Raw genomic sequence first — 23,780 nt, forward strand, 5'->3', positions numbered from 1 at the left:
ATGTCCAACGACTCCCTTTTCAACAGCCCCAATGCAGTGTCGGACGTTGCCGTGATCGGCGCCGGGATCATCGGCGTCGCCTGCGCCCTGCGCCTGGCGCGCCAGGGCCGGCGGGTGGTGGTCATCGATCAGCAGGAGCCCGGTCGTGGCGCCTCGTTCGGCAATGCCGGGCACCTGGCCACCGAGCAGGTGTTCCCCATCGCCGACCTGTCGATCCTCAAGCGCCTGCCCGCCATGCTCATGGACCCGATGGGCCCGCTGCGCCTGGATTGGAAATACATGCCCCGGGCCCTGCCCTGGTTCGCACGCCTGTTGCTCAACCTGCGACCGGCGCAGTTCCAGCGCACCGTGGCCGGCATCCGCGCGCTCAATGAAAGCAGCCTGGGGGCCTGGCACCGGTTGCTGGAGACCATCGAACGTCCCCAGTTGCTGAAGGAAGACGGCTCGTTGCTGGTGTTCGAGCGCGCCGACTCGCAACAGGCCATCGAAGCGCTACAGGCGCGCATGCGCCAGCAACAAGTGCCGGTGGATTTCTGGCGGGCCAAGGCGGTACGCGATGCGGCGCCGCAACTCAGCGAGCAGCTCCGGGGCGGATTGTTCTTCCCGCGCACCGGGCATTTTCTCGATCCCTTCCAGGTGGTTGGCGAACTGGTGCACGCGGCCAAAAGCAGCGGCGTGCAGTTCCTCAAGCAGCGGGTCGAGGGCGGGCAATTGAATGAAAGCGGCGTGTCGTTGATCACCAATCAAGGACGCGTCAGCAGTCGACACGTGCTGGTTGCCTGTGGCGCCCATTCCGCCAAGCTCACCGCTGCATTGACCGGCAAGAAGGTGCCGCTGGACACCGAGCGCGGCTATCACCTGATGCTGCCCCACGAACACGGGCGCTTGCCGTTCGCCGTCACCTCGCTGGAGCGCAAGTTCATCATGACGCCGATGGCTGACGGGCTGCGCCTGGCCGGCACCGTCGAGTTCGCCGGTCTCGACTGCCCACCGACCATGGAACGCGCCTGGCAGTTGCACCGCCTGAGCAAAGGCCTGTTCAAACGCGACCTGAGTGCTGAAGCCGCCACGCCGTGGATGGGTTTCCGGCCGTCCTTGCCCGACTCCCTGCCGATCATCGACCGGGTGTGCGACGGCAGGGTCCTGCTCGCCTTCGGTCATCAGCATCTGGGGTTGACCCAGGCGGCGGTCACGGCGGAAATGATCGCGCAAATGGCCTCGCCCTTGACTGGAGCCCTGCCCTACAGCCTGCCGGCGACTGCGCCGTACAGGCTGGATCGTTTCTGAGGGCCCCGGTCGCGCCGAGCCCGGGTCATTGCAAGGGCGAGAACTTCGCGGGCAGGTAGATCGTCGAGCGCATGTCACGCAGTTGCGGGCCGGAGTTTTCCGGCGGCCAGACGCCGTCGGCAACCGCTTGGGTGCGTACTTGCAGGCGCTGTTCCAAAGTGGTCCACGGCCAGATGTGCAGATAGCGCGGCAGCGAACCGTCAGTGGCATAAAACGCCGCGTACACCGGCGAATACTGTTCGGCAGTTCGCGCTTCGATGGCTTTGCTCCAGCCGTCGAGGGTGGGTTGCAATCCGCTGCTGACCAGGTCGTAGACGCGCAGTTCATAGAACGGACCGTGCTGGCCTGCGCTCAAGGGTTCGAGGAAGGGAAACAGCGTGTAGTTTTCGATGCGCAGATCGCAGATGAATTCGTTGATGCCAAACGCCCCACCCCCCAGCAGGAAACGCTCGCGCTCGGCTTGCCGCAGGTTTTCGTCGGCGTAGCCACGCAACACGGCGATCTGGTTCAACTGGCCGATCTCCGAAGCCCAGCAGCCCATTAACACCCCGCCGACTTCCGGCTTCGCCAACTCAGCCTCGATGCGTACCAGCGCATCGACCATCGTGCGCACTCGCACGGTAAAAGTGATCAGTTCAAACAAACGCATAACAACTCCGCCCACCGGTTTGCCAAAACCACACAGCCTAGGGCAGCCCCCACCAGCGGGATATTGAGACGAACCCCATCGGTAACGGCATTTGCCGCAGTGTTCTAGGTAGTTTCTTTACGTTGAGCAGCGCCCGGTAATTCACAGATCGTGTTCAATGCCTTCACTTAATGGCGCTTGATGCAGGAATGGCGACGAATATGCTGTGGGTACATTTCCGTGATCTCGCATGACAACAAGAGCCCACTCCATGCACAGCCCCAGAACGCTCTACCAAAAACACATCGACAGCCACACCGTATGCGCCCTCGACGATCAGGGCCACGTGCTTTTGTACATCGACCGCCAGGTCGCCAACGAATACACCAGCCCGCAAGCCTTCAGTGGCATGCGCGAAGCCGGTCGCAAAGCCTGGCGCCCGGGCGCGACCCTGGCGGTCGTCGACCACGTCAATCCCACGGCACCGACACGCACTGCCGCCATGCCGGACGCTGGCGGCGCTCGTCAGGTGTCTTACTTCGAAGAAAACTGCCGCGACTTCGGTATCGAACTGTTCGACGTGCTGGACAAGCGGCAGGGCATCGAGCACGTCGTGGCCCCCGAACAAGGCTTTATCCTGCCCGGCATGGTCGTTGCCGCCGGCGACAGCCACACCACCACCTACGGTGCCCTCGGTGCCTTCGGTTTCGGCATTGGCACTTCGGAAATCGAACACCTGCTGGCCTCGCAAACCTTGGTCTACAAGCGCCTGAAGACAATGCGCGTGACGGTTAACGGTGTACTCGGTACGGGCGTGACGTCCAAGGACATCATCATGGCCCTGATCGAAAAAATCGGCGCTTCCGGTGCCACCGGCTATGCCATCGAGTTCGCCGGCCCGGCGATCAGCGACCTCAGCGTCGAAGCGCGCATGACCATCTGCAACATGGCCGTCGAAGCGGGCGCCCGAGGCGCGTTCATGGCCCCGAATGACAAGGTCTTTGCTTATCTGCAACACAAACCCCGTGCCCCCCAAGGCCAACTGTGGGAACAGGCCGTCGCAAAATGGCGCGGCCTGCACAGCGACGAAGGTGCGGTGTTCGATCGCGAAGTCACCCTGGATGTCGCGGCGCTCGAACCCATGGTCACCTGGGGCACCAGCCCCGATCAGGCCGCATCGGTGGGCGGGCATGTGCCGGACCCGGCCGCGCAACCTGACTTGATCCTGCGTCAGGGCATGCAACGCGCCCTGAACTACATGGGCCTGACACCGGGCATGCCGCTCAGCGACGTGGTGATCAGCCACGCCTTCATCGGCTCATGCACCAACGCGCGCATCGAAGACCTGCGCGACGTCGCCCGCGTCGTGCGCGGCAAACGGGTGGCGTCGCACGTGCGGGCGATGATCGTGCCCGGTTCGACACTGGTACGTGATCAGGCCGAAGACGAAGGACTGGCGCAGATCTTCCTCGACGCCGGGTTTGAATGGCGCCAGTCGGGTTGCTCGATGTGCCTGGCCATGAATGACGATGTGCTAGCCCCCGGTGATCGCTGCGCCTCAAGCACCAACCGCAACTTCGAAGGCCGCCAAGGCGCCGGTGCGCGCACCCATTTGATGAGCCCGGCCATGGTCGCCGCCGCAGCGATTACCGGGCACCTGACCGACGTGCGCACCTTCGCGCTGGAGGCTTGAACCATGCAACCTTTCGATTTCGTCAGCGGCAGCGCCGCCCCGCTCCTGGCCTCCAACATCGACACCGACGTGATCATGCCCAAGCAGTTCCTCAAAGGGATTGATCGCAAGGGGCTGGACAAGGGGCTGTTCTTTGACTTGAGGTTCCTTGAGTCCGGCGAACCCGATCCCGGGTTCATCCTCAACCAGCCGGCCTGGAACGATGCTGCGTTCCTGGTGGTGGGTCCCAATTTCGGCTGTGGTTCGAGCCGTGAACATGCGGTCTGGGGGCTGAAACAGGTCGGCATACGCGCCCTGATCGGCACCAGCTTCGCCGGTATTTTCTACGACAATTGCCAACGCAATGGCGTGTTGGCGATCCAGCTGACCGAGGTTCAACTCAATCAGATTGCCGCGTTGACCAGCAACCCGGCAACGGCTCGAATCAGCGTCAATCTGCCGGAACAAACCATCGAACTGGCAGACGGCAACGTGATCCCGTTCGAGATCGATGAACTGCGCAAGCAATCATTGCTGCTGGGGCTGGATGCCATTGGCACCACGTTGCAACGCGCCGAACAGATTCGCAGCTTCGAGGCCCGGCATCTGGCGGAAAATCCCTGGTTGGGCTGATGAGGACTTTGTAGGAGCGAGCTTGCTCGCGATGGACTCAACGGCACCGCGTTTAACCAGTAAACACGCGTTATCGTTAACGACCATCGCGAGCGAGCTCGCTCCTACAAAAATGCAGATGCCGGTGGTTCATTCAACCGAAAGATGACGAAAGTATTCCTCGAGAAACTCGACGCAAACCCGCAGCTTGGCCGACTGGCTCAACCGCGTCGGGTACACCGCCCAGACGTTGGCGCTCTGGGTGTAATCGTGCAGCACCTGCACCAGTCGCCCCTGCTCCAGCATCGGCTTCACATCCCACATCGAGCGCAACAGGATCCCGCCGCCACTCAGGGCCCACTGCAACACGATCTCACCGTTGTTGGACGATAACGGCCCGCTGACGCGTACCGATTCTTCCTGCCCGTCCTTCGTCAGGCTCCACACGCCGAACGCGTTGTTGCGTTCCTTGAGCACCAGGCAATCGTGGTCTTTCAAGTCCGCCAGCGATTGCGGCACACCGCGCCGTTCCAGATACTCGGGCGTCGCACACAGCACCCGCCGGTTGCTCACCAGTTTGCGCCCCAGGTGCTGGCCCGGCAGGTCATCCCCCACGCGAATTTCCAGATCGAAGCCCTCGCCGACGATATCGACCACACGATCGAACACGTCCAGCCGCAGCTCGAGTTTTGGATAGGTTTGCGACAGTTCGCAGATGGCCGGCGCCACATGATTACGCCCGAAACCGAAGCTGCTGCAAATGTGCAGCGAGCCCATCGGCTGTTGCCGCGCCTGGGATATTTCGCCGACAAAGTCGTCGAAGTCACCGAGCAACTTCTCCGCCCACACCCGTACCCGCTCGCCGTCGTCAGTCAGCGCGATGCGCCTTGTCGTGCGGTGCAGCAGGCGCGTCGAGAGCGTGGTTTCCAGCACGGAAATACGCTTGCTGATGTAGGCCGGTGAATACCCCAGCTCCTCGGCGGCGCTGGCGAAGCCGTTTTTGCGCACGACGGTGAGGAACACCTTGAGGTCTTCCGGCAACGGAAATTGATCACGATTCGTGTTCATACGCCTCATACTTTCGCTGTTTATTGCGTTATTAGCGAAGGATACCATCGATCTACCGAGTGGCAATCCATCCCCGGCCAACCGTGGTTTCTGAATCCTCGATAAAAACAACATGAGGAAAGCGCGACATGAACAAGCCCTATGAACAATCCCTGAAAATCGAAACCGCCTCCGACGGCGGATTTGTGCAACGCCTGCGCAGCCTGTGCGCCTACGAAATCGGCGTCATCCCGCTGCCGATCTTTCTCGGCATCGCGGTCATCGTTTATCTCTCGGCCCATCTGGGCTTCCTGCCCAAGAACATAATCGGCGGGCTCGCCGTCATCATGACCATGGGCGTGTTTTTCGGCCAAATGGGCTCGCGCCTGCCGATCCTCAAGGAAATCGGCGGCGGTGCCATCCTGTGCCTGATGCTGCCATCGATCCTGGTGTTCTACGGCTTCTTCGGACCGGCGACGATCGACGCCACCAAAATGCTGATGAAAGAAGCCAACTTCCTTTACTTCGTGATCGCCAGCCTGGTGGTCGGCAGCATTCTGGGCATGAGCCGTTTCATTCTGGTCCAGGGCATGCTGCGGATGTTCATTCCCTTGCTCGTCGGCACCCTGGCCGCCGTTGCCAGCGGGTTGATCGTTGGCAAGTTGGTCGGCTACAGCTTCCACCACACGTTCTTTTTCATCATCGTGCCGATCATTGGCGGCGGGATCGGCGAAGGGATACTGCCCCTGTCGCTGGCCTACTCGGCAATCCTCGGCGGCACGCCGGATATCTACGTGGCTCAACTGGCGCCCGCCGCCGTGGTCGGCAACATCGTGGCGATCATCTGTGCCGGTTACCTGGCGCGCCTGGCCCTCAAGCGCCCGACCATCAATGGCGAAGGCTCGCTGATTCGCGCCAAGGACGAGAATGACCAATTCCTGGTCAAGGAAGACACAGGCACTATTGTCGACTTCCGCGTCATGGGTGCAGGGGTGCTGGTAATCTGCGCGTTCTTCGTCCTCGGCGGCCTGCTGGAAAAAGTCGTGGGCATTCCCGGCCCGGTGATGATGATCCTCGCGGCGGTGCTGTTTAAGTACCTTCGGGTGCTGCCGGAAAAACTCGAGAAAGGCGCCAACAGCTTTTACAAACTGGTGTCATCGGCGTTCATCTGGCCGGTGATGATCGGCCTGGGCATGCTCTACGTGCCGCTGGACAGTGTGGTGAAAGTGTTCTCGGTCGGCTACGTGCTGGTATGCATCTCGGTGGTGGTGTCTATGACCGTAGCCGGCTTCTTCATCGGCAACCTGATGAAGATGTACCCCATCGAGTCGGCCATCGTGACCTGCTGCCACAGCGGCCTGGGCGGCACCGGAGACGTGGCGATCCTCTCGGCTTCCAACCGCATGTCGCTGATGCCGTTCGCGCAAATCTCCACGCGCATTGGCGGGGCTTCGACGGTGATTCTGGCGACGATATTGTTGCGGCTTTTTGTTTGACGCGGTGCCGGTGACCCAAGGGTGTTCTCTTGTGCAAGAGAACACCCTTTCCATCACTTGAAAAAATCGCTCGGCGTCTTGCCGAACTGCTTCTTGAACATGGTCGTGAATGCGCTTGGGCTGTCGTATCCCAGCTCCCCGGCGATGTCGATGATCTTCTCCCCGACGGCTATCCGTTCCAGCGCCAACAGCAGTCGCGCTTGCTGGCGCCATTGGCCGAAAGTCATGCCGGTTTCCTTGCGAAACCTGCGCTGGATGGTTTTGGCGTCGAGGCTCAACCGGGCACTCCAATCCGACAACGTCGAGCCATCCCCAGGGTCACGCTGCAACGCACTACAAATCAGGTTGATACGTTGGTCGGCGGGCTGCGGCAGGTTCAACGGCAAGGTCGGCAGGATCGTCAGTTCATCCAGGATCAGCCGCAGCACCCGGGCCTCCCGCGAGTCCGGATTGCAGGCGAAGTCGAAATCGACCGAGACCTTGATCAGCTCGCTCAGCAACGCGGAAACACTCACCGCCCGGGTTTCGGCGGGCAGATCCAGGCTCGGGTCTGGGCGCACGAAAACACTGCGCATCTTGATCGCCCCCACACAGCGAATCGAATGCACTTCACCGCTCGGCATCCAGATGCCACGGCTCGGCGGCACCGTCCATTGGCTGGTGGCGGCGTGCACCACCATCACGCCTTCGATGGCATAGATCAGTTGATGCTTTTCATGGGAGTGCGGCGGGATGAACCAGTTTTCCGGGTAGTCGGTCGCACTGCTGCGTACGCTCCAGCCGCCCTGGTCGATCTCCGCGAGAAATGTCTGCAATGGTTTGATCATGACGCCCTTTTTGCGATGGTCCATGCCCGAGTTGCGCGAGACGGGCGCCGTTGAGGCCCCTAGGATAACGCCGAACCCTGAAATTGGCTGCGCCTTGCGTTCGCAGTTCGCGTTTTTATCCGGAAACTCGCCTATGTCGACCACTACCCTGAGCTCTCCCCCACCCACCGCTTCGGTGGCCAGCCAGGCCAGCCCCCTGGTCATGCGCGTCATCGGCGCCTGTGCGCTGGCGCACCTGATCAACGACCTGATCCAGGCCGTGCTGCCGTCGATCTACCCGATGCTCAAGGCCAGTTATGGCCTGAGTTTCACCCAGGTCGGCCTGATCACCCTGACCTTCCAGCTCACCGCCTCGCTGCTGCAACCGTGGATCGGTTTCTACACCGACCGTCATCCCAAACCGTGGCTGTTGCCGGCCGGCATGGTCTGCACCCTGATCGGTATTCTCATGCTGTCGATGGTCGGCAGCTTCCCGGCCATTCTCGTGGCCTCGGCACTGGTGGGGGTTGGTTCGTCGACCTTTCACCCGGAGACCTCGCGGGTGGCGCGCCTGGCCTCGGGCGGTCGCTACGGCCTGGCGCAGTCGACCTTCCAGGTTGGTGGCAACGCCGGTAGCGCCTTCGGTCCGCTGTTGGCCGCCGCGATCATCATTCCCTATGGCCAGGGCAACGTCGCCTGGTTCGGCCTGTTCGCAGTGTTTGCCATCCTCGTGCAGTACGGCCTGAGCCGTTGGTATCGCAATCACCTGAACCTGTTCAAGCTCAAGCAAGGCAGCAAGGCCACCCACGGCCTGTCGAAACGGCGGGTGACATTCGCCCTGGTGGTGTTGGCGCTGCTGGTGTTTTCCAAATACTTCTACATGGCCAGCTTCACCAGTTACTTCACCTTCTACCTGATCGAGAAGTTCGACCTGTCGGTGGCCAGTTCGCAGCTGTACCTGTTCCTGTTTCTTGGCGCCGTCGCGGCGGGCACGTTCTTTGGTGGCCCGATCGGCGACCGGATCGGCCGCAAGCAGGTGATCTGGTTTTCCATCCTCGGCGCCGCGCCCTTCACCCTCGCCCTGCCCTACGTCGACCTGTTCTGGACGGGTGTGCTGAGTATGATCATCGGCTTCATCCTCGCCTCGGCGTTCTCGGCCATCGTGGTCTTCGCCCAGGAACTGGTGCCCGGTAACGTCGGCATGATCGCCGGGGTGTTCTTCGGCCTGATGTTCGGTTTCGGCGGGATCGGTGCCGCGCTGCTGGGGCACCTGGCGGATATCCATGGCATCGAGTACGTGTACACGCTGTGTTCGTTCCTGCCTTTGCTGGGGATTCTGACGATCCTGTTGCCTTCGACCCGGAGTGCTCGTTAAAGGATTCAGCCGATCATTTTTGATACCTGCCCTGTAGCACTCGGTAACACCAAGCCCTGTTGCGGTGCGTCTTTGCCACGACGCACCGCCAACCGCCGCGCTTCACACGGGCAATACCGCCATGGCGTACTTTGTGCATCCAAAGGCCATCCTCTTCTGCCTGTAGCCGCCATGCGCCCCAAGGAACTGAAACTCTGGACCACCGGTGTCGCCCACCTGCTCGACCTGCCTGCCGGGCATGGGCGGTTGTCGGGGCTGAGCCATTGGCTTCGGCAAATCTGCCCGGTCGATCATTTCGTGTTGTTTGTCTACGAAGGCAATCACCGGCCACTGGCGTTGTTCGATACGTTCTCGGCGGACAAGCGGGCGGTGTATGTCGACGACTATCAGTGCGGGCCTTACCTGCTCGATCCCTTCTACCTGGCCTGTACACGCGGGCAGGCGCCGGGGCTATGGCGTCTGCGCCAGTTCGCCCCCGACCACTTCTACCTCGGCGAGTACTTCCTGACCTATTACCAGCAAACCGGACTGGCCGAGGAAGTGGCGTTCTTCGTTGATCTCGGTGGTGGCGCCATGGCGGTGCTGTCGTTGATGCGCTCCAGCGCCAGCTGTGCATTCAGCCGGGACGAAATGCAACTGGTCGAGTGCGCGCAAGCGGTGGTCGAGCAGGTCATCAATGAGGCTTGGCGCTTGCGTCAGGCTCAGGAACCGCGACCGGCGCAGGACCTGGACTTCAAGATCCGCGAAGCCTTCGACCAGTTCGGTGCGCACATCCTTACCGGGCGCGAGCAGGAAATCGTTCAACTGTTGCTGCGCGGCCACTCCAGCGCCTCGGTGGCCGAACAACTGAACATCAGCCCCGGCACGGTAAAGATTCACCGCAAGAACATCTACGCCAAGCTGGGCATCGGCAGCCAGTCGGAGTTGCTGGGGTTGTTTATTCGAGAGCTGACGGAGGATCCGTTGCAGGCCCCCGGCCTCAAGCTGCAAGCCTGATCCCTGTCGGCTAGCAGCCCCCCCTGTGGGAGCGAGCTTGCTCGCGATTGCGGCCTTACATTCAACATCCATGTGTCTGACACACCGCCATCGCGAGCAAGCTCGCTCCCACAATGGTCGGCGGTGTAAACAAAATTTGTATTCACCTCAAATCCCTGTAGGAGCGAGCCCGCTCGCGATGGTCGTTAACGATTACGCGTGATGACTGGCTCAACACAGTGCTCTTGGGTCCATCGCGAGCGAGCTCGCTCCTACGACAATCCGCTTCTATCCCCCAAGGGATATATACACCGCAAAACCCCGATTGCTAGTTTGGCCCCCGACGCACTGATTCATCACTGCAAGGGAGCCCGTCTCGTGAACAACACCCCGCCAAGCGATATCGAATTCTGCAATGTGGTCAAACGCTATGGCGAGGTGCAGGCCGTCGGCGGTCTGAATTTCGCGGTGCGCCGTGGCTCGTTTCATTCCTTCCTCGGCGGCTCGGGCTGCGGCAAGACCACCACCCTGCGCATGATCGCCGGCTTCGAACAGCCCACCAGCGGCGAGGTTCGTCTGGCCGGCAAGAGCGTTGCCGGCGTGCCGGCCTTCGAGCGGCCGGTGAACATGGTGTTCCAGCATTACGCGCTGTTTCCGCACCTGACCGTGGCACAGAACATTGCCTATGGCCTGCGCTATCGCACCCCGCGCCCTGACAAAAAACAGCAACTGCGCATGGCCGACGAAGCCCTGGAGATGGTACGCCTGAGCGGCTTCGGTCAGCGCAAGCCGAGCGAACTGTCTGGCGGTCAGCAACAGCGTGTCGCCCTCGCCCGTGCGCTGGTGAACAAGCCGACGGTGTTGCTGCTCGACGAACCACTGGCTGCGCTGGACCGCAAGCTGCGCAAGGAGATGCAATCGGAATTGCTGCGTTTGCAGCGCGAGGTCGGCATCACCTTCGTGCTGGTCACCCACGACCAGGAAGAAGCCCTGTCGATGAGTGACAGCATCAGCGTGATGCACAACGGTTCGATCATCCAGACCGCCACTCCGGAACAACTCTATGAAGCCCCGGCCAGCCGCTATGTGGCCGACTTTATCGGTGAGTCCAATCTGTTCGACGGCACCGTGCGCCAGCTCAACGGCAACTCCGTGGTGCTGCGCACCGAGCAAGGGCTGGAACTGACCAGCCCCCTCACCCCCACCGGCAAAGCCCTGAGCGCCAACGCCGCCGGTTGCATTGCGGTGCGGCCTGAGCTGATCAGCATCGCCGGGGCCAACGCCGAGATGACCCGGGAAGTGAAGCTGCCGGGCTGCGTCGAAGATCGCATTTATCTGGGCAATTCCACCGAGTACCGCGTGCGCACCCAGGCCTTTGGCGTGGTTTGCGTGCGGGTGCCGCGCCAGCAGGATCACGGCGCCAATGCATTCGAACACGGCGCGGCAGTGCGCGTCGGCTGGGATCACGCCAATGGCCTGGCCATGGCGTTGTAAATCATCGATTCGTTTCATCAACCGGATGTGGAGCGTGCTATGGACCAGAAGACTTTTATAAAAACCCTGCGCAGCTGGCAGAATGGCTCGATCAGTCGCCGTGAGTTCCTTGGCCGCACGGGCCTTGGGATCGCCGCCGCCGTGGTCGCGACCAACATGCCCGGCCTGCTGACCTCCACCGCAGAAGCCGCCGAGCAAACCAGACTCGGTGATCGCCTGTCGCTGGCGACCTGGCCGAACTACCACAGCCAGGAAAACCTCGACGCCTTCGGCAAGACCACAGGCGCCCGGGTGTCGATGAGCGTGTTTGGTTCCAACGAGGAAATGCTCGCCAAATTGCAGGCCGGCGGCAGTGGCTGGGACGTGCTGGTGCCGACCAACTACACCATCAGCACCTACGTCGGCCTGGGGCTGATCGAGCCGCTGGACCTGTCGCGCATCCCCAACTTCGACGCCTCGGCGTTCCAGCAAAAGTTCATGGCCCAGGGCACGGTGGACGGCAAGGTCTACGCGGTACCGAAAAACTGGGGCACCACCGGCATGCTCTACGACGCCGGCAAACTGAAAAACGGCCCAGCCAGCTGGAAGGAATTCTGGGCCGCCGCCCAAGGCCCGGCCAGTGGCCGGACAATGGTCCACGACTACCAGTTGACCGCCATCGGCAACGCGCTGAAAAGCTTTGGCTACAGCTTCAACTCCCTGGACCCGAAAGAACTGGCCGATGCCGAAAAGCTGCTGATCGAGGTCAAGCCACACCTGTTCGCGATCAACTCCGACATCCAGCCGTCGATGCGCAGCGGCGATGCCTGGCTGGCCATGTCGTGGACCGGCGACGCCTCGCAACTGCACCGCGACAACGCGCAAATGCAGTTCGAACTAGGTAAGGAAGGTGGCGAACTGTGGAGCGACTTCTTCGCGATTCCGAAAAGTTCGGAACACAAGGACGCCGCCTATGCCTTCATCAACTACCTGCTCGACCCGCAGCACAACAAGCTGGAAGTGCTGAGCCACGGCTACCCGAGCGGCGACAAGCGTGTCGACGCGCTGCTGCCTGTGGCGATGCTCGACGATCCGATCATGTACCCGGCCGCCGAGGCCCTGAGCCCGCTGGAGTTCGGTGCCGCCGCGACGCTGACCAGCCCGGCGCGCGCCGAACTGATGGCGCGTTTCAAGTCCGCCTGATCGCTTGACCATGGCCAATGAGGAGTCACCCATGAATGCCGCCGCCCACCCGCAAACGGTGCAGCCGGGCCATGCCCTGTCGGTCGAGGTTCGCCAACGGCGCAGCCTCGGCCGGCGCATTACCCTGCTGATGCTCTTGCCTTCGACCCTGTGGTTCCTGCTGCTGTTGTTGATGCCGCTGGTGATCATCCTGGTCTTCAGTTTCGGCGAGCGCAGCGCCGTGGGCGGTTACGCCGGTGGCTTCACACTGGCCAACTACCTGAACCTCGGTTCTCGCGGCGCGGCCTTCAGCAACACGCTGATGTTGGCGCCGCTGGGCACTCTGGTGTGCCTGGTGGCGGCTTATCCATTGGCGTACTTCCTTGCGGTCAAGGTCACAAGGAACCGCTCGCTGTTGCTGACCCTGGTGATCGTGCCGTTCTGGACCAGTTTCCTGATCCGCACCTACGCGTGGATTTTCATCCTCAGCGGCAAGGGCATCCCGGCGCTGTTGGCCAGCCTGGGTCTTGAGGATGTACGGCTGATCAACACGCCGTGGGCGGTGCTGATCGGCATCGTCTACGGCTACCTGCCGCTGATGGTGTTCCCGATCTACGTCAGCCTGGAAAAACTCGACAAACGCCTGCTCGAAGCCTCGGCGGACCTCGGTGCCAGCGCCTTCGAAAGCTTCCGCCGGATCACTCTGCCGCTGTCCGCGCCGGGGATCATCACCGGGGTGATGCTGGTGTTCATCCTGTTGATGGGCGAGTTCCTGATCCCGGCCATTCTCGGCGGTGGCAAAGTGTTCTTTGTCGGCAACGCGCTGGTCGACCTGTTCCTGCAATCGCGCAACTGGCCGTTCGGCAGTGCGCTGGCCATGACGTTGGTGGCGATGATGCTGCTGATCATCGGCGTGTATCTGAAACTGGTGGCGCGCTACGGCGGCCGCCCTGCCGACGGAGGCCTGTGACATGTGGCTGCGCAGCTATTCAACCTCGCTGTACCTGTTTCTCTACGCGCCGATTGCCTTGATCGTCCTGTTCAGCTTCAACGCCGGGCGCAGTGGCCTGGCGTTCCAGTGCTGCTCGGTGCAATGGTTCGGCACCGCGTTCGGCAACCCGTTCATCATGGAAGCTCTGGGCAACAGCGCGCTGATCGCCTTCAGTTCGGCGGTGATCGCCACGCTGTTCGGCACCCTGGCGGTGTTCGGCCTGCAGCGTTGCGGCGCCAAGGTGCGGATGCTGTTCGATGCCCTGACCTATTGCGCGATCATCGTGCCGGGCATCGTCATCGGCATCTCGACGCTGATTGCCTTCATCAGCCTGTTCGACCTGATCAACCCGTTGCTGGCGAGCTGGTTGCCGACGGTACCGAAGTTGAACATGGGGTTCTTCACCGTGATCGCCGCGCATTCGTTGTTCACCATGGCACTGGTGATGGTGATCGTGCGCAGCCGCGTCGATTCCCTGGACAAGGCCTTGCTGGAAGCCTCGGCGGACCTGTACGCGCCACCGATGGACACCTTCTGGCGGGTGACCCTGCCGCAGATCAGCCCCGCGATCATGGCCGGGTTCCTGTTGGCGTTCACCTTCAGCTTCGACGATTTCATCATCGCGTTCTTCGTTGCCGGTTCCGAAACGACGTTGCCGATCTACATCTTTTCCTCCATCCGCCGTGGCGTGACGCCGGAGATCAACGCAATTTCCACGGTAATCATCTGCGTGTCGCTGGCCCTGCTGTTCACTTCCCGCCATCTGCAAAACCGCCGCACCGGCGTCCAGGAGTCGCACCATGCGTGATCAGCTCTATATCAACGGCGAATGGGTCAGCCCGGACCTGGGCGGCTATCTGGACGTGATTGATCCGGCTACCGAACAGGCCTTCCACCGCGTGGCGGCGGGCACCGAAGAAGACGTCGATCATGCCGTGCGTGCGGCCCGGCGTGCCTTCGACAATGGCTGGGGCCAGACCAGCGGCGCCGAGCGCGGGCAATGGCTGGAGGCGCTGGCCGATGAACTGGAAAGTGGCCAGCAGGCGCTGGCGGAACTGGAAGTGCGCGACAACGGCAAACCCTTGCCCGAAGCGCAGTGGGACATTGGTGACGCCATCGCCTGTTTTCGCTACTACGCCGGGTTGGCCCGCGAACTGGATCAGCAACAGGATCAGCCGCTGGCCTTGCCGGACGCGCGTTTCTGCTGCCGCATCCGCCACGAGCCGATTGGCGTGGCCGGGCAGATCATTCCCTGGAACTACCCGCTGCTGATGGCCGCGTGGAAGGTTGCGCCGGCTTTGGCAGCCGGGGCCACTGTGGTGTTGAAGCCGTCGGAACTGACGCCGCTGACCGCCCTGGAACTGGCCGCTGCCGCCGATCGTATCGGCTTGCCCGCCGGGGTCTTGAACCTGGTCACCGGCCTAGGCGCCGATGCCGGCAGCCCGCTCACCGAGCATCCGGGGGTGGACAAACTGGCCTTCACCGGCAGCGTGCCCACCGGCGCGAAAATCATGTCGGCGGCGGCCCGCGACATCAAGAACATCAGCCTGGAACTGGGCGGCAAGTCTGCCTTTATCGTGTTCGATGACGCCGATGTCGAAGCCGCCGTGGAGTGGATTTTGTTCGGGATTTTCTGGAACCAGGGCCAGGTGTGCAGCGCCACGTCTCGTCTGCTGGTGCAGGAAACCATCGCTGCGCGCCTGATCGAACGGCTGGTGGAGGAAACCCGCAAGATCAGCATTGGCCCAGGCATGCAGCCCGGCGTGCTGCTCGGTCCGCTGGTCAGCCAGGGCCAGTACGACAAGGTGCTCGGCTTCATCGACCAGGGACTGGCCAGTGGCGCCCGTTTGCTCACGGGCGGACGGCGACCGGCGCACTTGCGCGAAGGTTACTTCGTCGAGCCAGCGATTTTCGACGAGCCTGGCCACAGCAGCATTTTGTGGCGCGAAGAAGTGTTCGGCCCGGTGCTGTGCATCAAGCGCTTCAAGACCGAAGAGCAAGCGCTGCAAATGGCCAACGCCAGTCGTTTCGGCCTGGCCGCCGCCGTGATGAGCACGGACTTGCAGCGCACCGCCCGGGTCGCCAACCAGTTGCGTGCAGGGATCGTCTGGGTCAACTGCTCGCAACCGACCTTCGTCGAAGCCCCCTGGGGCGGCATGAAACACAGCGGCATCGGCCGCGAACTGGGCCAATGGGGGCTACACAATTACCTGGAGGTCAAACAGGTGACCGAGTACGTCAGCGACCAGCCTTGGGGGTGGTACTTGAAGTAATCAGGTCAAACTGTGGGAGCGAGCTTGCTCGCGATAGCGGTGGGTCAGCCAGTATCTCTGTTGAATAATGTGCCGGCCTCTTCGCGGGCAAGCCCGCTCCCACAGGGATGGTGGCCAACCGCAGGATTGGCGTTCACTGAAGATCAAAACTGCGGAAGCGAGCTTGCTCGCGATAGCGGTGGGTCAGCCAGTATCTCTGTTGAATGTGCCGGCCTCTTCGCGGGCAAGCCCGCGCCCACAGGGATGGTGGCCAACCGCAGGATTGGCGTTCACTGAAGATCAAAACTGTGGGAGCGAGCTTGCTCGCGATAGCGGTGGGTCAGCCAGTATCTCTGTTGGATGTGCCGGCCTCTTCGCGGGCAAGCCCGCTCCCACAGTGTCCCGGGATTAGCTGACTGGCATTAGCCTCTGGAGAGCCGCTTTTTTTTCAGGACTGTCCCGCCCTAAACACCTTTATCAAAGCGGAATGAGGCGCCGTAAGCAGAATCCGGTAAATGGCTGGCGCCATCGTCCCGTAACCGCGAACGGAAAGTACCGCTCTGTGGCTGGGTACGATACAAGCCGCGTTTTTGCAGTTCAGGAATGATCAGTTCAACGAAGTCCTCAAGGCTGCCCGGGCTGATCAGCGGGTTGAGCATGTAGCCGCTGGTGCCGGAAATACGGGCGTGCTCTTCGATCCGATCGGCCACTTGTTGCGGCGTTCCCACCAGAATCAGATCACTGCCCCGGGTGACATTGGCAAAGCGCTGTTTGACATCGCCGGCGGTCAAGGGCTTGCCACTGCCATCAGGACGCATCACATAGGAAGTCATGCCTTCGGTGTGAGTGGACAACGCGTCGCTGTCCGCGTAGCGGCTGATGTCGATACCGGTATCACCGGCATAACTCACCAGTTGCGCCTGCAAGTGATAGTTGCTTTGCAGTTCGTCATATTTGCGTTGGGCTTCGATCTCGGTCCTGGCCGTGACGATGCGAAGTACCGTCAGTGATTTGACATCCCCGGCGTGACGCCCCCATGCCCTGGCCTGCGTCCATATATCTTCCAATCCCTGGCGAATCTCCAGCGGGTTGGACTTGGCGATGAAAATCAGTTCGGCGTGCTTGGCTGCAAACTCGCGGCCACGGCCTGACCAACCGGCCTGGATCAGCAAGGGTGTGCGTTGCGGTGACGGGGACGTCAAATGCGGCCCGGCCACCCGATAATGCTCGCCAACATGATTGATCGGTCGCACGCGATCGCCCTTGGCATAGACCTGGCGAGACTTGTCGGCAACCACGGCATCGTTTGCCCAGCTGCCTTCCCAGAGTTTGTAGACCACATCGAGAAATTCGTCTGCGCGTTCATAGCGATCATCGTGCTTGATCATCTGCTCCAGGCCGAAGTTGCGAGCGGCGCTGGTCAGGTAGGAGGTGACGATGTTCCAGCCGACCCGGCCATTGGTCAGGTGGTCCAGCGTGCTGAAGCGCCGGGCGTGGGTGAAAGGATGCTCGTAACTGGTGGTGACAGTGACGCCGAAGGCGAGGTTTTCCGTCACGGCGGCCAATGCCGGGATGATCATCAACGGGTCGTTGGCCGGTGCTTCCACCGCCCACTTCATGGCCGCGTCGGCATTACCGCCAAACACATCGTAGAAACCCAGCACATCACCAAAAAACAGCATGTCGAGATGAGCCTGGTCGGCGATGCGTGCCAGGTTCGACCAGTAGCCCAGCGAGTTGATGGTCAGTCGCTCGTCGGCCGGGTGCGTCCAGAGGCTCGGCGCGCCGCCACAGCCAACGCTGGCTTGCTCGTATAACGCAAACAACAGAGGTTTTGGATCGGACATCGTAGTACCTGTAAAAAGTCATTAAACGGACGGGTCAGCGCTGATGCTTGAAACCTTTGCCGTAGTGGCGTTCAAGACGGTTCTGTATCAACTCCAGTCCAATGGACAGGAGCCAATAGATAACGGCTGCGGTGGTGAGCATTTCGATGTAGCGGTAAGACGAGCGACCGTACGACTGCGCCAGGAACATCACTTCCCAGACCCCCATCACCGATATCAACGATGAGTCCTTGAGCATTGAAATGAACTGACTGGTTGTCGGGGGAATGATCGTGCGCATGGCTTGCGGCAGGACGATGTGCAGGAACGTTGCCGCCGGCCCCAGTCCCAGAGCCATCGCCGCTTCGCGCTGTCCGGGTGCTACAGCCATGATGCCGGCACGAAAAATCTCGCTGAGGTAGGCACCGTAATTGAGCGACAGCGCAATGATTCCCGCGCTGATGGCGCCCGGCACGACACCCAACTGCGGCAGCCCCAGGTAGATCAGCAGGATCTGGATCAACAGTGGAGTACCGCGGAAGAAAGACGCATAGAAACTGGCAACGCCGAAGGCCACTGCACTGCGAGACAGGCGCGCCAGTGCCGTCACGAAGCCAAGGAGCAACGAAAGCCAGATCGAACACAAGCACAGGAACAGTGTCAGCGCGGCGCCTTGCAAGAAACCGTCAGGCCCCAAATGCAGGCCGACCAGATTGGGCAGCTTCTGCACAATGATCGAGAACTTCAGATCGAAGCTCATGAAAAACATGACGCACAGGCCAAACAGCACTGCCCAGGTCATATACAGGCGAGTGCGAAAACCAGGTAGCGGGCTGAAACGACGCGTCTCGGTTTCGGGGGCGACAGCCGTCTTGGCCGGGTGTGGATTGAGGGCTGTCATTGGCTGATATCGGCACCGATCCACTTCTGTGAAATCTTGCTTAATGTGCCGTCGGCCTTGAGCTGGGTCACGACCTCAGTGACTTTGGCATTCCATTGCGGATCACCCTTTTCGATCGCTACCACGTTGGGCTCTGCATACAGCGTGTCGCCGGCAATTTTAAAACGAGGATCCTGGGCGATGCGTTCGCGAGCGGTGATGAGGTTAGTGACCATGGCATCCAGGCGCACGCCCGTGCCCAAGGCCAGATCCTGGAAAGCTACCGTTTCGTTGTCGTATGGCGCGATCTGGACGCTTTCGAATGGATAGCTCAACGGCTTGTCCTCGGCGCCCTCGATCACCAGATCCTTGTTCAAATAGGCTTCATAGGTCGACGCACTGATCACACCGACTTTTTTACCTGACAGATCCTTGCCCGTGACAATGTTCTTGTCTTTGGCATTGACCACGATCACCGCCGGTGACTGGTAATACTCCACCGGAAAGTCGAACACTTCGGCCCGTGCCTTGCTCGGGGTCATCGAGCAGACGCAGATGTCATATCGTCCGTTCCAGCGGCCGGCAGCGATGACATCCCAAGACGGAGTCTGCAGCTTCAGCTTCACCCCTAGCCGTTGCGCAACGGCCTTGGCGACATCGACGTCAAACCCGTCCAGTTGGTTCTGTTCATTGAGAAAGGAGAATGGCGGATAGCTTTCCATCAGAACGCCGGTCAGCTCCCCGCTCCTGGTTACGCGATCCAGGGTGGCGCCCGCGAAAGCCGTCGAGCAGGTAGCCAGTAATGCCAAGCCAAAAGGTAAAAGTGCCTTAGTTTTCACAGACAAGTGCTCCAATCGATTCAAAATACTGAATAGATTAAAACGCACTATAAAAATAGTTTGTACTAGCTTTATGGAATATAAGACTGTATTCAAGCTATATTGGATCAAGCGGTTCAGGTGCTTGAACCGCTGACTCTTGGTGGCAAGCAACACCCCGACAGATCCGGTCCGGGCGTTGCCCTTTGCTCAGCGATAGCAATCGAGCAGGCGTGCGGCGACTTCCTTCAATTGCGCTTCGGCCAGATGGTTGATCCCGGCAGCACGCTTGCGCCCGCCCCCCGTGGGAAACTGCCGGCAGAAGGCATCCGCCGCCAGCCCGGCCTCTTCCGGTACCCGCAGGCTGAACGCCCAGTCACCGTCCGCCCTGGCGCTGAGCAAGCCGATCGCCTTGCGCGGCGCACCGGCCGCCAGTTGGTTGGCCAGCACACCGCTGACCCGCCGCGCCCAGGGTTGCGCGGGCAGGCGGTACAGCTGCGCGCCCCGTCCCTCGTGCCAGGGTTCAAGGCCTGCGGCTGCAGCCATGTCGGCGGCGTGGCCGGTGCGCAGGGTGGTGAAGCTTGTGCTGTGGCGGATGAAGTCCAGCGGGTCGTGGTAAGGCAGCAGCTCGGCGGCCAGCGCCAGCGGCTCGAAGTGCAGGTCCGACAGGCTGTCGCCATAGGCGTTGTAGTTGAGCAGCAGGCCCAGTTCCTCCAGGGCGTGCACCTCGTTGCTGGCCAGGCCATGCTGCGCCGCCAGCACCCGGGCCGGGCCGGCCAGGCCGTCACCAAAGGCAGCCGCCACCGCCCAGCGGTGATGACGCCCGTCCAGGTAGGTGTTGACCAGCAGGCTGGTACACACCTGGGCGGCCGTGTCGATGAAGGACTCGAATGCCGGATGCTGCGGCAGTTCACCGGCAAAGTGGTGGTCGAAGTAGCGTACCCGGGTGCCGGCGTCGAGCAGGCGCCGGGTGGCCTCGCGGTTCTGCTCGTGGGCCACGTCCAGCACGGTGACCCGCTCGCCGGGCCCGGCCTGGACCCGGCGCAACAACTCGATGTCGCGCTTGACCCCGCTGACCAGGCGCACCTGCGAACCCAGTTCACCCGCCAGGCGCAACTGCTGCAGGGCGCACAGACCGTCGGCATCGCCATTGAAGGCGCAGTGATCGATTGTGTTCATCTGCCCTGCTCCTCAGTACATGACTTCGCCGCCGTTGGCATCGAGTTGCGCGCCATTGATCGCACTGGCGTAGTCCGATGCCAGAAACAACGCAGCGCGGGCGCACTCCTCGTCGCTGCGCATGCGCCCGCCAGGGATGCCGGCACTGAACTCGGCGCGCACCTGTTCTTCGCTGACACCCCGGGCGGCAGCGCTCTGGCGTACCAGGGCCTGCACCGGCTCGCCCCACATCCAGCCACAGGCCAGAGCGTTGACCCGCAAACCGTGGGCCGCCTGCTCGCTGGCCAGGTAGCGCACGCTGGCTGCCAGGGCGCTTTTCGACGCGGCATAGGCCGCTCCACCCTGATACGGTTTGCGCACGCCCAGGGTGTTGATCATGACGATCGCCCCCGCGCCCTGCGCGCGCATTGGCGCCAGCACCGCGCGGCTCATGTTCAGCGAGCCCAGCAGGTTGACCTCCAGGGCCTCGCGCAGCGGGTCGTTGTCCGCCTCGTCCACCGCCTGGAAACCGCCATGGGAAAAGGCGCTGTTGATCAGCGCATCGATACGGCCGAATTGCTCGAGGGTGGCTTCGGCGAAACGATTGCACGCCTGCACATCGGTGATGTCGGTGGCCACGCACAGCACTTCGCAATGCCCGGCGACCGCCTTGATGCGCTGTTGCGCCTCAAGCAGTCGGCCCTTGTCGCGGGCGCCGATGGCCACGGCCCGCGCCCCTTCGCGCGCGGCCTCCAGGGCCAGTTTGATACCCAGCCCGGGGCCGACGCCCGAGACCATCACGACTTTGTCTTTAAGCAGCATGGGATGAATCCTCTTATTGTTATGGGGCAGGCTCAGGCGCTCAGATGCCGGGCGCGGTACTCGGCGTAGTCACGCTGCAGCAGCGCGTCGCTGAGGCCGAACTGGTCAGGGCTGTAGTGATGGGCAGCGCGTTTTTCCCGGCCATTGACGGACAACCATTGGCCCATCTCTGCCTGAACCTTTGCCGTGCATTCAAGGCCGGCGAAGCGATAGATGCGCTCGACCACGGCCTGGGGCGCGGCCAGGGTGTCTTCGAACTGCACATCGAGAAAGCGCCCGGCCGGCATGCCTTCGCGCACCGCCATGGCATGGCGCAAGGCCCGCGCCATGCGCCGGTTCCACTGTTCGCCGACAGCTTGGGCATCGGCCTGGTCGCTGTACAACTGCCACAGGGTATGGATGAAGCTGGCCAGCGAGGGAATGGTCCTGGCCGGTTCGCGATGGGTGAGCACCACCTGCGCACCGGGGAACACTTCGAACAACAGCTCCAGGGTATGCAGGTGCTGCGGGCTCTTGAGCAACCAGCGCCGGCCGGGGGCGATGCCACGGCGTGCCTGCTGCCATTGCAGGAACTGCAGGGAGCGCTTGAGGTAACGGTAGACCTGGGTCTGGTCCTGACGGTCGAGCCAGGCGGTGTAGCTGGGGACGTTGACGTAGGAGTCCATGGCGCAGAGGAACGAGTGCTCCATCAGCATGAACTCTTCGTCGGGCTGCTCGGCGTCCAGTGGGTGAATGGCCAGCAGTTGCGGAAGGAACTCGACCATCGCCGCGACTTCGGCGCGCGCCCGGCCGAGGCGCTGCAACGGCTGCTCCACGGTCTCCCCGTCGAGAGGCGCCGGGTAGCGGGTTTCCCACCACTGCGCCTTGCTGAACTGCGGGTCCACCGCCAGGGTGCGTTGCAGCAGCGTGGTGCCGGTGCGTGGCAGGCCGACGATCACCAGTGGGTCGTTGATTTCCAGCTCGAGGATTTGTGGGTAACGCCGACAGTGATCCTCGATGATCAGACGGTTGACCAGTTGCGCCAACAGTTTCTCACGCAACAGTCCCCGCCCCGACACGGATAGCCGCGCTTCTTTTTCCAGGGCGTCAGCCAGCACCACCAGGCCCTGGCGAAAATCGCCGGGGCCGAAATCGTCGAGGCCGCCCGCACGTGCGCAAGCTTCAGCCAGCAAGGTATCCAGGGCGAAGTCATTGGCACTCATCGCACAAGCTCCTTCAGATCATTGAGTTTGACCACGCGTGTCGTTGGCTGCACCGGCTGCTTTGCTCCCACCCATCGCAGGCAGAGGGTGCCATGGGGATGGCCGGCAGTTTCCAGCCAGTTCGCCAGACCAGGGTCAACGCAGCAGAGGATCATGCGCAAGCGGCCATCCGCCTCCAGTTGCGCCGACTGTTTGTTCAGACAGATACGGTGGTAGCGGTAGTCGAGCGACTCCATCCAGTAGTTGTTGATCTGCACATTCCAGAAATCGCAGTCGGGCACCTGATCGACCTCGATCAGCAATGCCTCGTCATCCGCCAGAGCCCAGTAGGAGTGGTAATAGAAAATGTTCGGGTCGCCCCCCACCGACTGGCATAGTGCCTGGTCGGCGGCGGGCAGTTGATTGGTGTGCTTCTGATAACCCTGAGCCCAGTCGGCGAATAACCGCGCGGTGTTCTCGACGAAACTTCCCACCCGCTGCAGGCTTTGTTGCAAGCGCGGCGCATTCAGCGGTTCGGGTGTCTGGCGGGCATTGAGGCGTTCAATGCGCAGTTGCGCCGGCTGCTCGCTACTACGGTCCAGAAAGGTTTGGCGGACAATCAAGGCATTGCTCTGCGGTTCGAGCCGCAGCCAGTTACCGATGCCGGGTGGATGCTGGCTGAGGATGATTTCGAAGTTGCCCTCGGCATCCGACTGCAACATGCCTGCATCGAGAAACCCGGTCTGGATCATCTTGCCATCCGTCTCGTAGCCCCCCTTCTGGGAGCCGAAACTGAGGTAGGCAACACTGCCGCGCTGGCCGCTGACCCGATACTCGTGCGCGCCGTTGAGGCGCGCATAGCTATACAGATTATCGGGGTTGTCGGCGCCAATTTTCGCGGTTTCATGGGAGGGGGTGATGAAGCCCGGGAAGTCCGGATCGGCAAATTCCAGGTGCATTTCCAATGCAATGCGCAGCAAGCGCGTGAGATAGCGAAATCCTTCGGCGCGGGTCTGCACATCGGCCGGAGCCTCGGCGCGCAATATTTGCTCGCCGCTGCGCCGCAGTTGCTCGCAGAAGAGGTTCCAGCTTTCGCCGCTGAGCACCTCCTGATCAATCCTGTCTGTAACCATGTCGGTCTCCTCTGTTGGCGGAAAGTCCGCCGCTGCCAGTGACCTTAGGGAGCACCCCCTTGCCGATTCTTCGTCCAAGCGGACTAAATCGCCTGCTAGTCCGCACAGACGAGGAGCCGTGCGCCGTGAGCGGCGAGGATCGCGCCTGAGCCCATGGCTTACTTCC

Annotated in this window: 21 protein-coding genes; 11 read left to right on the forward strand and 10 right to left on the reverse strand. The window is 61.8% G+C overall.

All coding sequences use genetic code 11. The features are described 5' to 3' along the window. A complete protein-coding gene (locus tag AC1RP7_RS01755; protein WP_493182313.1) occupies window positions 1-1,287 on the forward strand; it encodes an NAD(P)/FAD-dependent oxidoreductase in 1,287 nt (428 codons plus the stop codon). A gap of 25 nt (window positions 1,288-1,312) precedes the next feature. Here the strand turns inward: AC1RP7_RS01755 and AC1RP7_RS01760 are convergent, their stop codons facing one another. After that, entirely contained in the window at window positions 1,313-1,936 is a 624-nt protein-coding gene (locus AC1RP7_RS01760) for an NIPSNAP family protein (protein ID WP_493182314.1), read from the reverse strand. 250 nt (window positions 1,937-2,186) lie between these two features. Here AC1RP7_RS01760 and leuC point away from each other — a divergent pair, with 250 nt between their 5' ends. Together leuC and leuD are read left to right on the forward strand one after the other, a co-directional pair. After that, entirely contained in the window at window positions 2,187-3,608 is a 1,422-nt protein-coding gene (leuC, locus tag AC1RP7_RS01765; protein WP_493182315.1) for a 3-isopropylmalate dehydratase large subunit, read from the forward strand. A gap of 3 nt (window positions 3,609-3,611) precedes the next feature. After that, entirely contained in the window at window positions 3,612-4,220 is a 609-nt protein-coding gene (gene leuD, locus AC1RP7_RS01770) for a 3-isopropylmalate dehydratase small subunit (protein WP_493182317.1), read from the forward strand. Between the two features lie 129 nt (window positions 4,221-4,349). Here leuD and AC1RP7_RS01775 read toward each other — a convergent pair whose 3' ends face one another. Beyond that, a complete protein-coding gene (locus tag AC1RP7_RS01775; RefSeq protein WP_103393758.1) occupies window positions 4,350-5,267 on the reverse strand; it encodes a LysR substrate-binding domain-containing protein in 918 nt (305 codons plus the stop codon). Between the two features lie 128 nt (window positions 5,268-5,395). Here AC1RP7_RS01775 and AC1RP7_RS01780 point away from each other — a divergent pair, with 128 nt between their 5' ends. Further along, window positions 5,396-6,742: a 2-hydroxycarboxylate transporter family protein gene (locus AC1RP7_RS01780; RefSeq protein ID WP_493182319.1), complete on the forward strand. Its 1,347-nt coding sequence runs from the start codon at window positions 5,396-5,398 to the stop codon at window positions 6,740-6,742. A gap of 53 nt (window positions 6,743-6,795) precedes the next feature. Here the strand turns inward: AC1RP7_RS01780 and AC1RP7_RS01785 are convergent, their stop codons facing one another. After that, window positions 6,796-7,569 (reverse strand): AraC family transcriptional regulator, encoded by a 774-nt coding sequence (locus AC1RP7_RS01785; RefSeq protein WP_150814501.1) that lies wholly within the window; start codon window positions 7,567-7,569, stop codon window positions 6,796-6,798. Window positions 7,570-7,702: 133 nt separating this feature from the next. Between AC1RP7_RS01785 and AC1RP7_RS01790 the strand changes: the two genes are divergently transcribed. The 7 genes from AC1RP7_RS01790 to AC1RP7_RS01820 all read left to right on the forward strand — a co-directional run bounded on the left by AC1RP7_RS01790 (window position 7,703) and on the right by AC1RP7_RS01820 (window position 15,817). Continuing rightward, window positions 7,703-8,923, forward strand: a complete 1,221-nt coding sequence (locus tag AC1RP7_RS01790; RefSeq protein ID WP_493182321.1) for an MFS transporter — start codon at window positions 7,703-7,705, stop codon at window positions 8,921-8,923. 171 nt (window positions 8,924-9,094) lie between these two features. Next, window positions 9,095-9,919 carry a response regulator transcription factor gene (locus tag AC1RP7_RS01795; protein WP_057715261.1) on the forward strand — a complete coding sequence of 275 codons (825 nt, stop codon included), beginning with the start codon at window positions 9,095-9,097 and terminating at the stop codon, window positions 9,917-9,919. 357 nt (window positions 9,920-10,276) lie between these two features. Next, window positions 10,277-11,392 (forward strand): ABC transporter ATP-binding protein, encoded by a 1,116-nt coding sequence (locus AC1RP7_RS01800; RefSeq protein WP_090454925.1) that lies wholly within the window; start codon window positions 10,277-10,279, stop codon window positions 11,390-11,392. Between the two features lie 39 nt (window positions 11,393-11,431). Next, the gene (locus AC1RP7_RS01805) at window positions 11,432-12,574 is read left to right on the forward strand and encodes an ABC transporter substrate-binding protein (protein WP_057715263.1); all 1,143 of its coding nucleotides are present in this window, start codon (window positions 11,432-11,434) and stop codon (window positions 12,572-12,574) included. 31 nt (window positions 12,575-12,605) lie between these two features. Further along, window positions 12,606-13,523, forward strand: coding sequence for an ABC transporter permease (locus AC1RP7_RS01810; protein ID WP_057715264.1), 918 nt, complete (start codon window positions 12,606-12,608; stop codon window positions 13,521-13,523). Between the two features lies 1 nt (window position 13,524). Continuing rightward, entirely contained in the window at window positions 13,525-14,352 is an 828-nt protein-coding gene (locus AC1RP7_RS01815) for an ABC transporter permease (RefSeq protein WP_057715265.1), read from the forward strand. Beyond that, on the forward strand, window positions 14,345-15,817 hold the full coding sequence (locus AC1RP7_RS01820; RefSeq protein ID WP_493182322.1) for an aldehyde dehydrogenase family protein: 1,473 nt from the start codon (window positions 14,345-14,347) through the stop codon (window positions 15,815-15,817). The genes AC1RP7_RS01815 and AC1RP7_RS01820 overlap by 8 nt, the downstream gene beginning before the upstream one ends. Before the next feature lie 443 nt (window positions 15,818-16,260). Here AC1RP7_RS01820 and AC1RP7_RS01825 read toward each other — a convergent pair whose 3' ends face one another. The 7 genes from AC1RP7_RS01825 to AC1RP7_RS01855 all read right to left on the reverse strand — a co-directional run bounded on the left by AC1RP7_RS01825 (window position 16,261) and on the right by AC1RP7_RS01855 (window position 23,614). Then, the gene (locus tag AC1RP7_RS01825) at window positions 16,261-17,643 is read right to left on the reverse strand and encodes an LLM class flavin-dependent oxidoreductase (protein ID WP_493182323.1); all 1,383 of its coding nucleotides are present in this window, start codon (window positions 17,641-17,643) and stop codon (window positions 16,261-16,263) included. Window positions 17,644-17,677: 34 nt separating this feature from the next. Then, on the reverse strand, window positions 17,678-18,523 hold the full coding sequence (locus AC1RP7_RS01830) for an amino acid ABC transporter permease (protein ID WP_493182325.1): 846 nt from the start codon (window positions 18,521-18,523) through the stop codon (window positions 17,678-17,680). Continuing rightward, complete coding sequence (locus AC1RP7_RS01835) at window positions 18,520-19,341, reverse strand: ABC transporter substrate-binding protein (RefSeq protein ID WP_218498313.1); 822 nt, start codon at window positions 19,339-19,341, stop codon at window positions 18,520-18,522. The genes AC1RP7_RS01830 and AC1RP7_RS01835 overlap by 4 nt, the downstream gene beginning before the upstream one ends. 189 nt (window positions 19,342-19,530) lie before the next feature. After that, complete coding sequence (locus AC1RP7_RS01840; protein WP_493182327.1) at window positions 19,531-20,499, reverse strand: DHH family phosphoesterase; 969 nt, start codon at window positions 20,497-20,499, stop codon at window positions 19,531-19,533. A gap of 12 nt (window positions 20,500-20,511) precedes the next feature. Beyond that, a complete protein-coding gene (locus AC1RP7_RS01845) occupies window positions 20,512-21,300 on the reverse strand; it encodes an SDR family oxidoreductase (protein WP_223502086.1) in 789 nt (262 codons plus the stop codon). 32 nt (window positions 21,301-21,332) lie between these two features. After that, window positions 21,333-22,502 (reverse strand): sulfotransferase family protein, encoded by a 1,170-nt coding sequence (locus tag AC1RP7_RS01850; RefSeq protein ID WP_493182329.1) that lies wholly within the window; start codon window positions 22,500-22,502, stop codon window positions 21,333-21,335. Then, window positions 22,499-23,614, reverse strand: a complete 1,116-nt coding sequence (locus tag AC1RP7_RS01855) for a DUF1214 domain-containing protein (protein ID WP_159389773.1) — start codon at window positions 23,612-23,614, stop codon at window positions 22,499-22,501. The genes AC1RP7_RS01850 and AC1RP7_RS01855 overlap by 4 nt, the downstream gene beginning before the upstream one ends. Window positions 23,615-23,780 lie beyond the last annotated feature (166 nt).

It is taken from the genome of Pseudomonas sp. GW822-FHT01E03 (assembly GCF_058802985.1).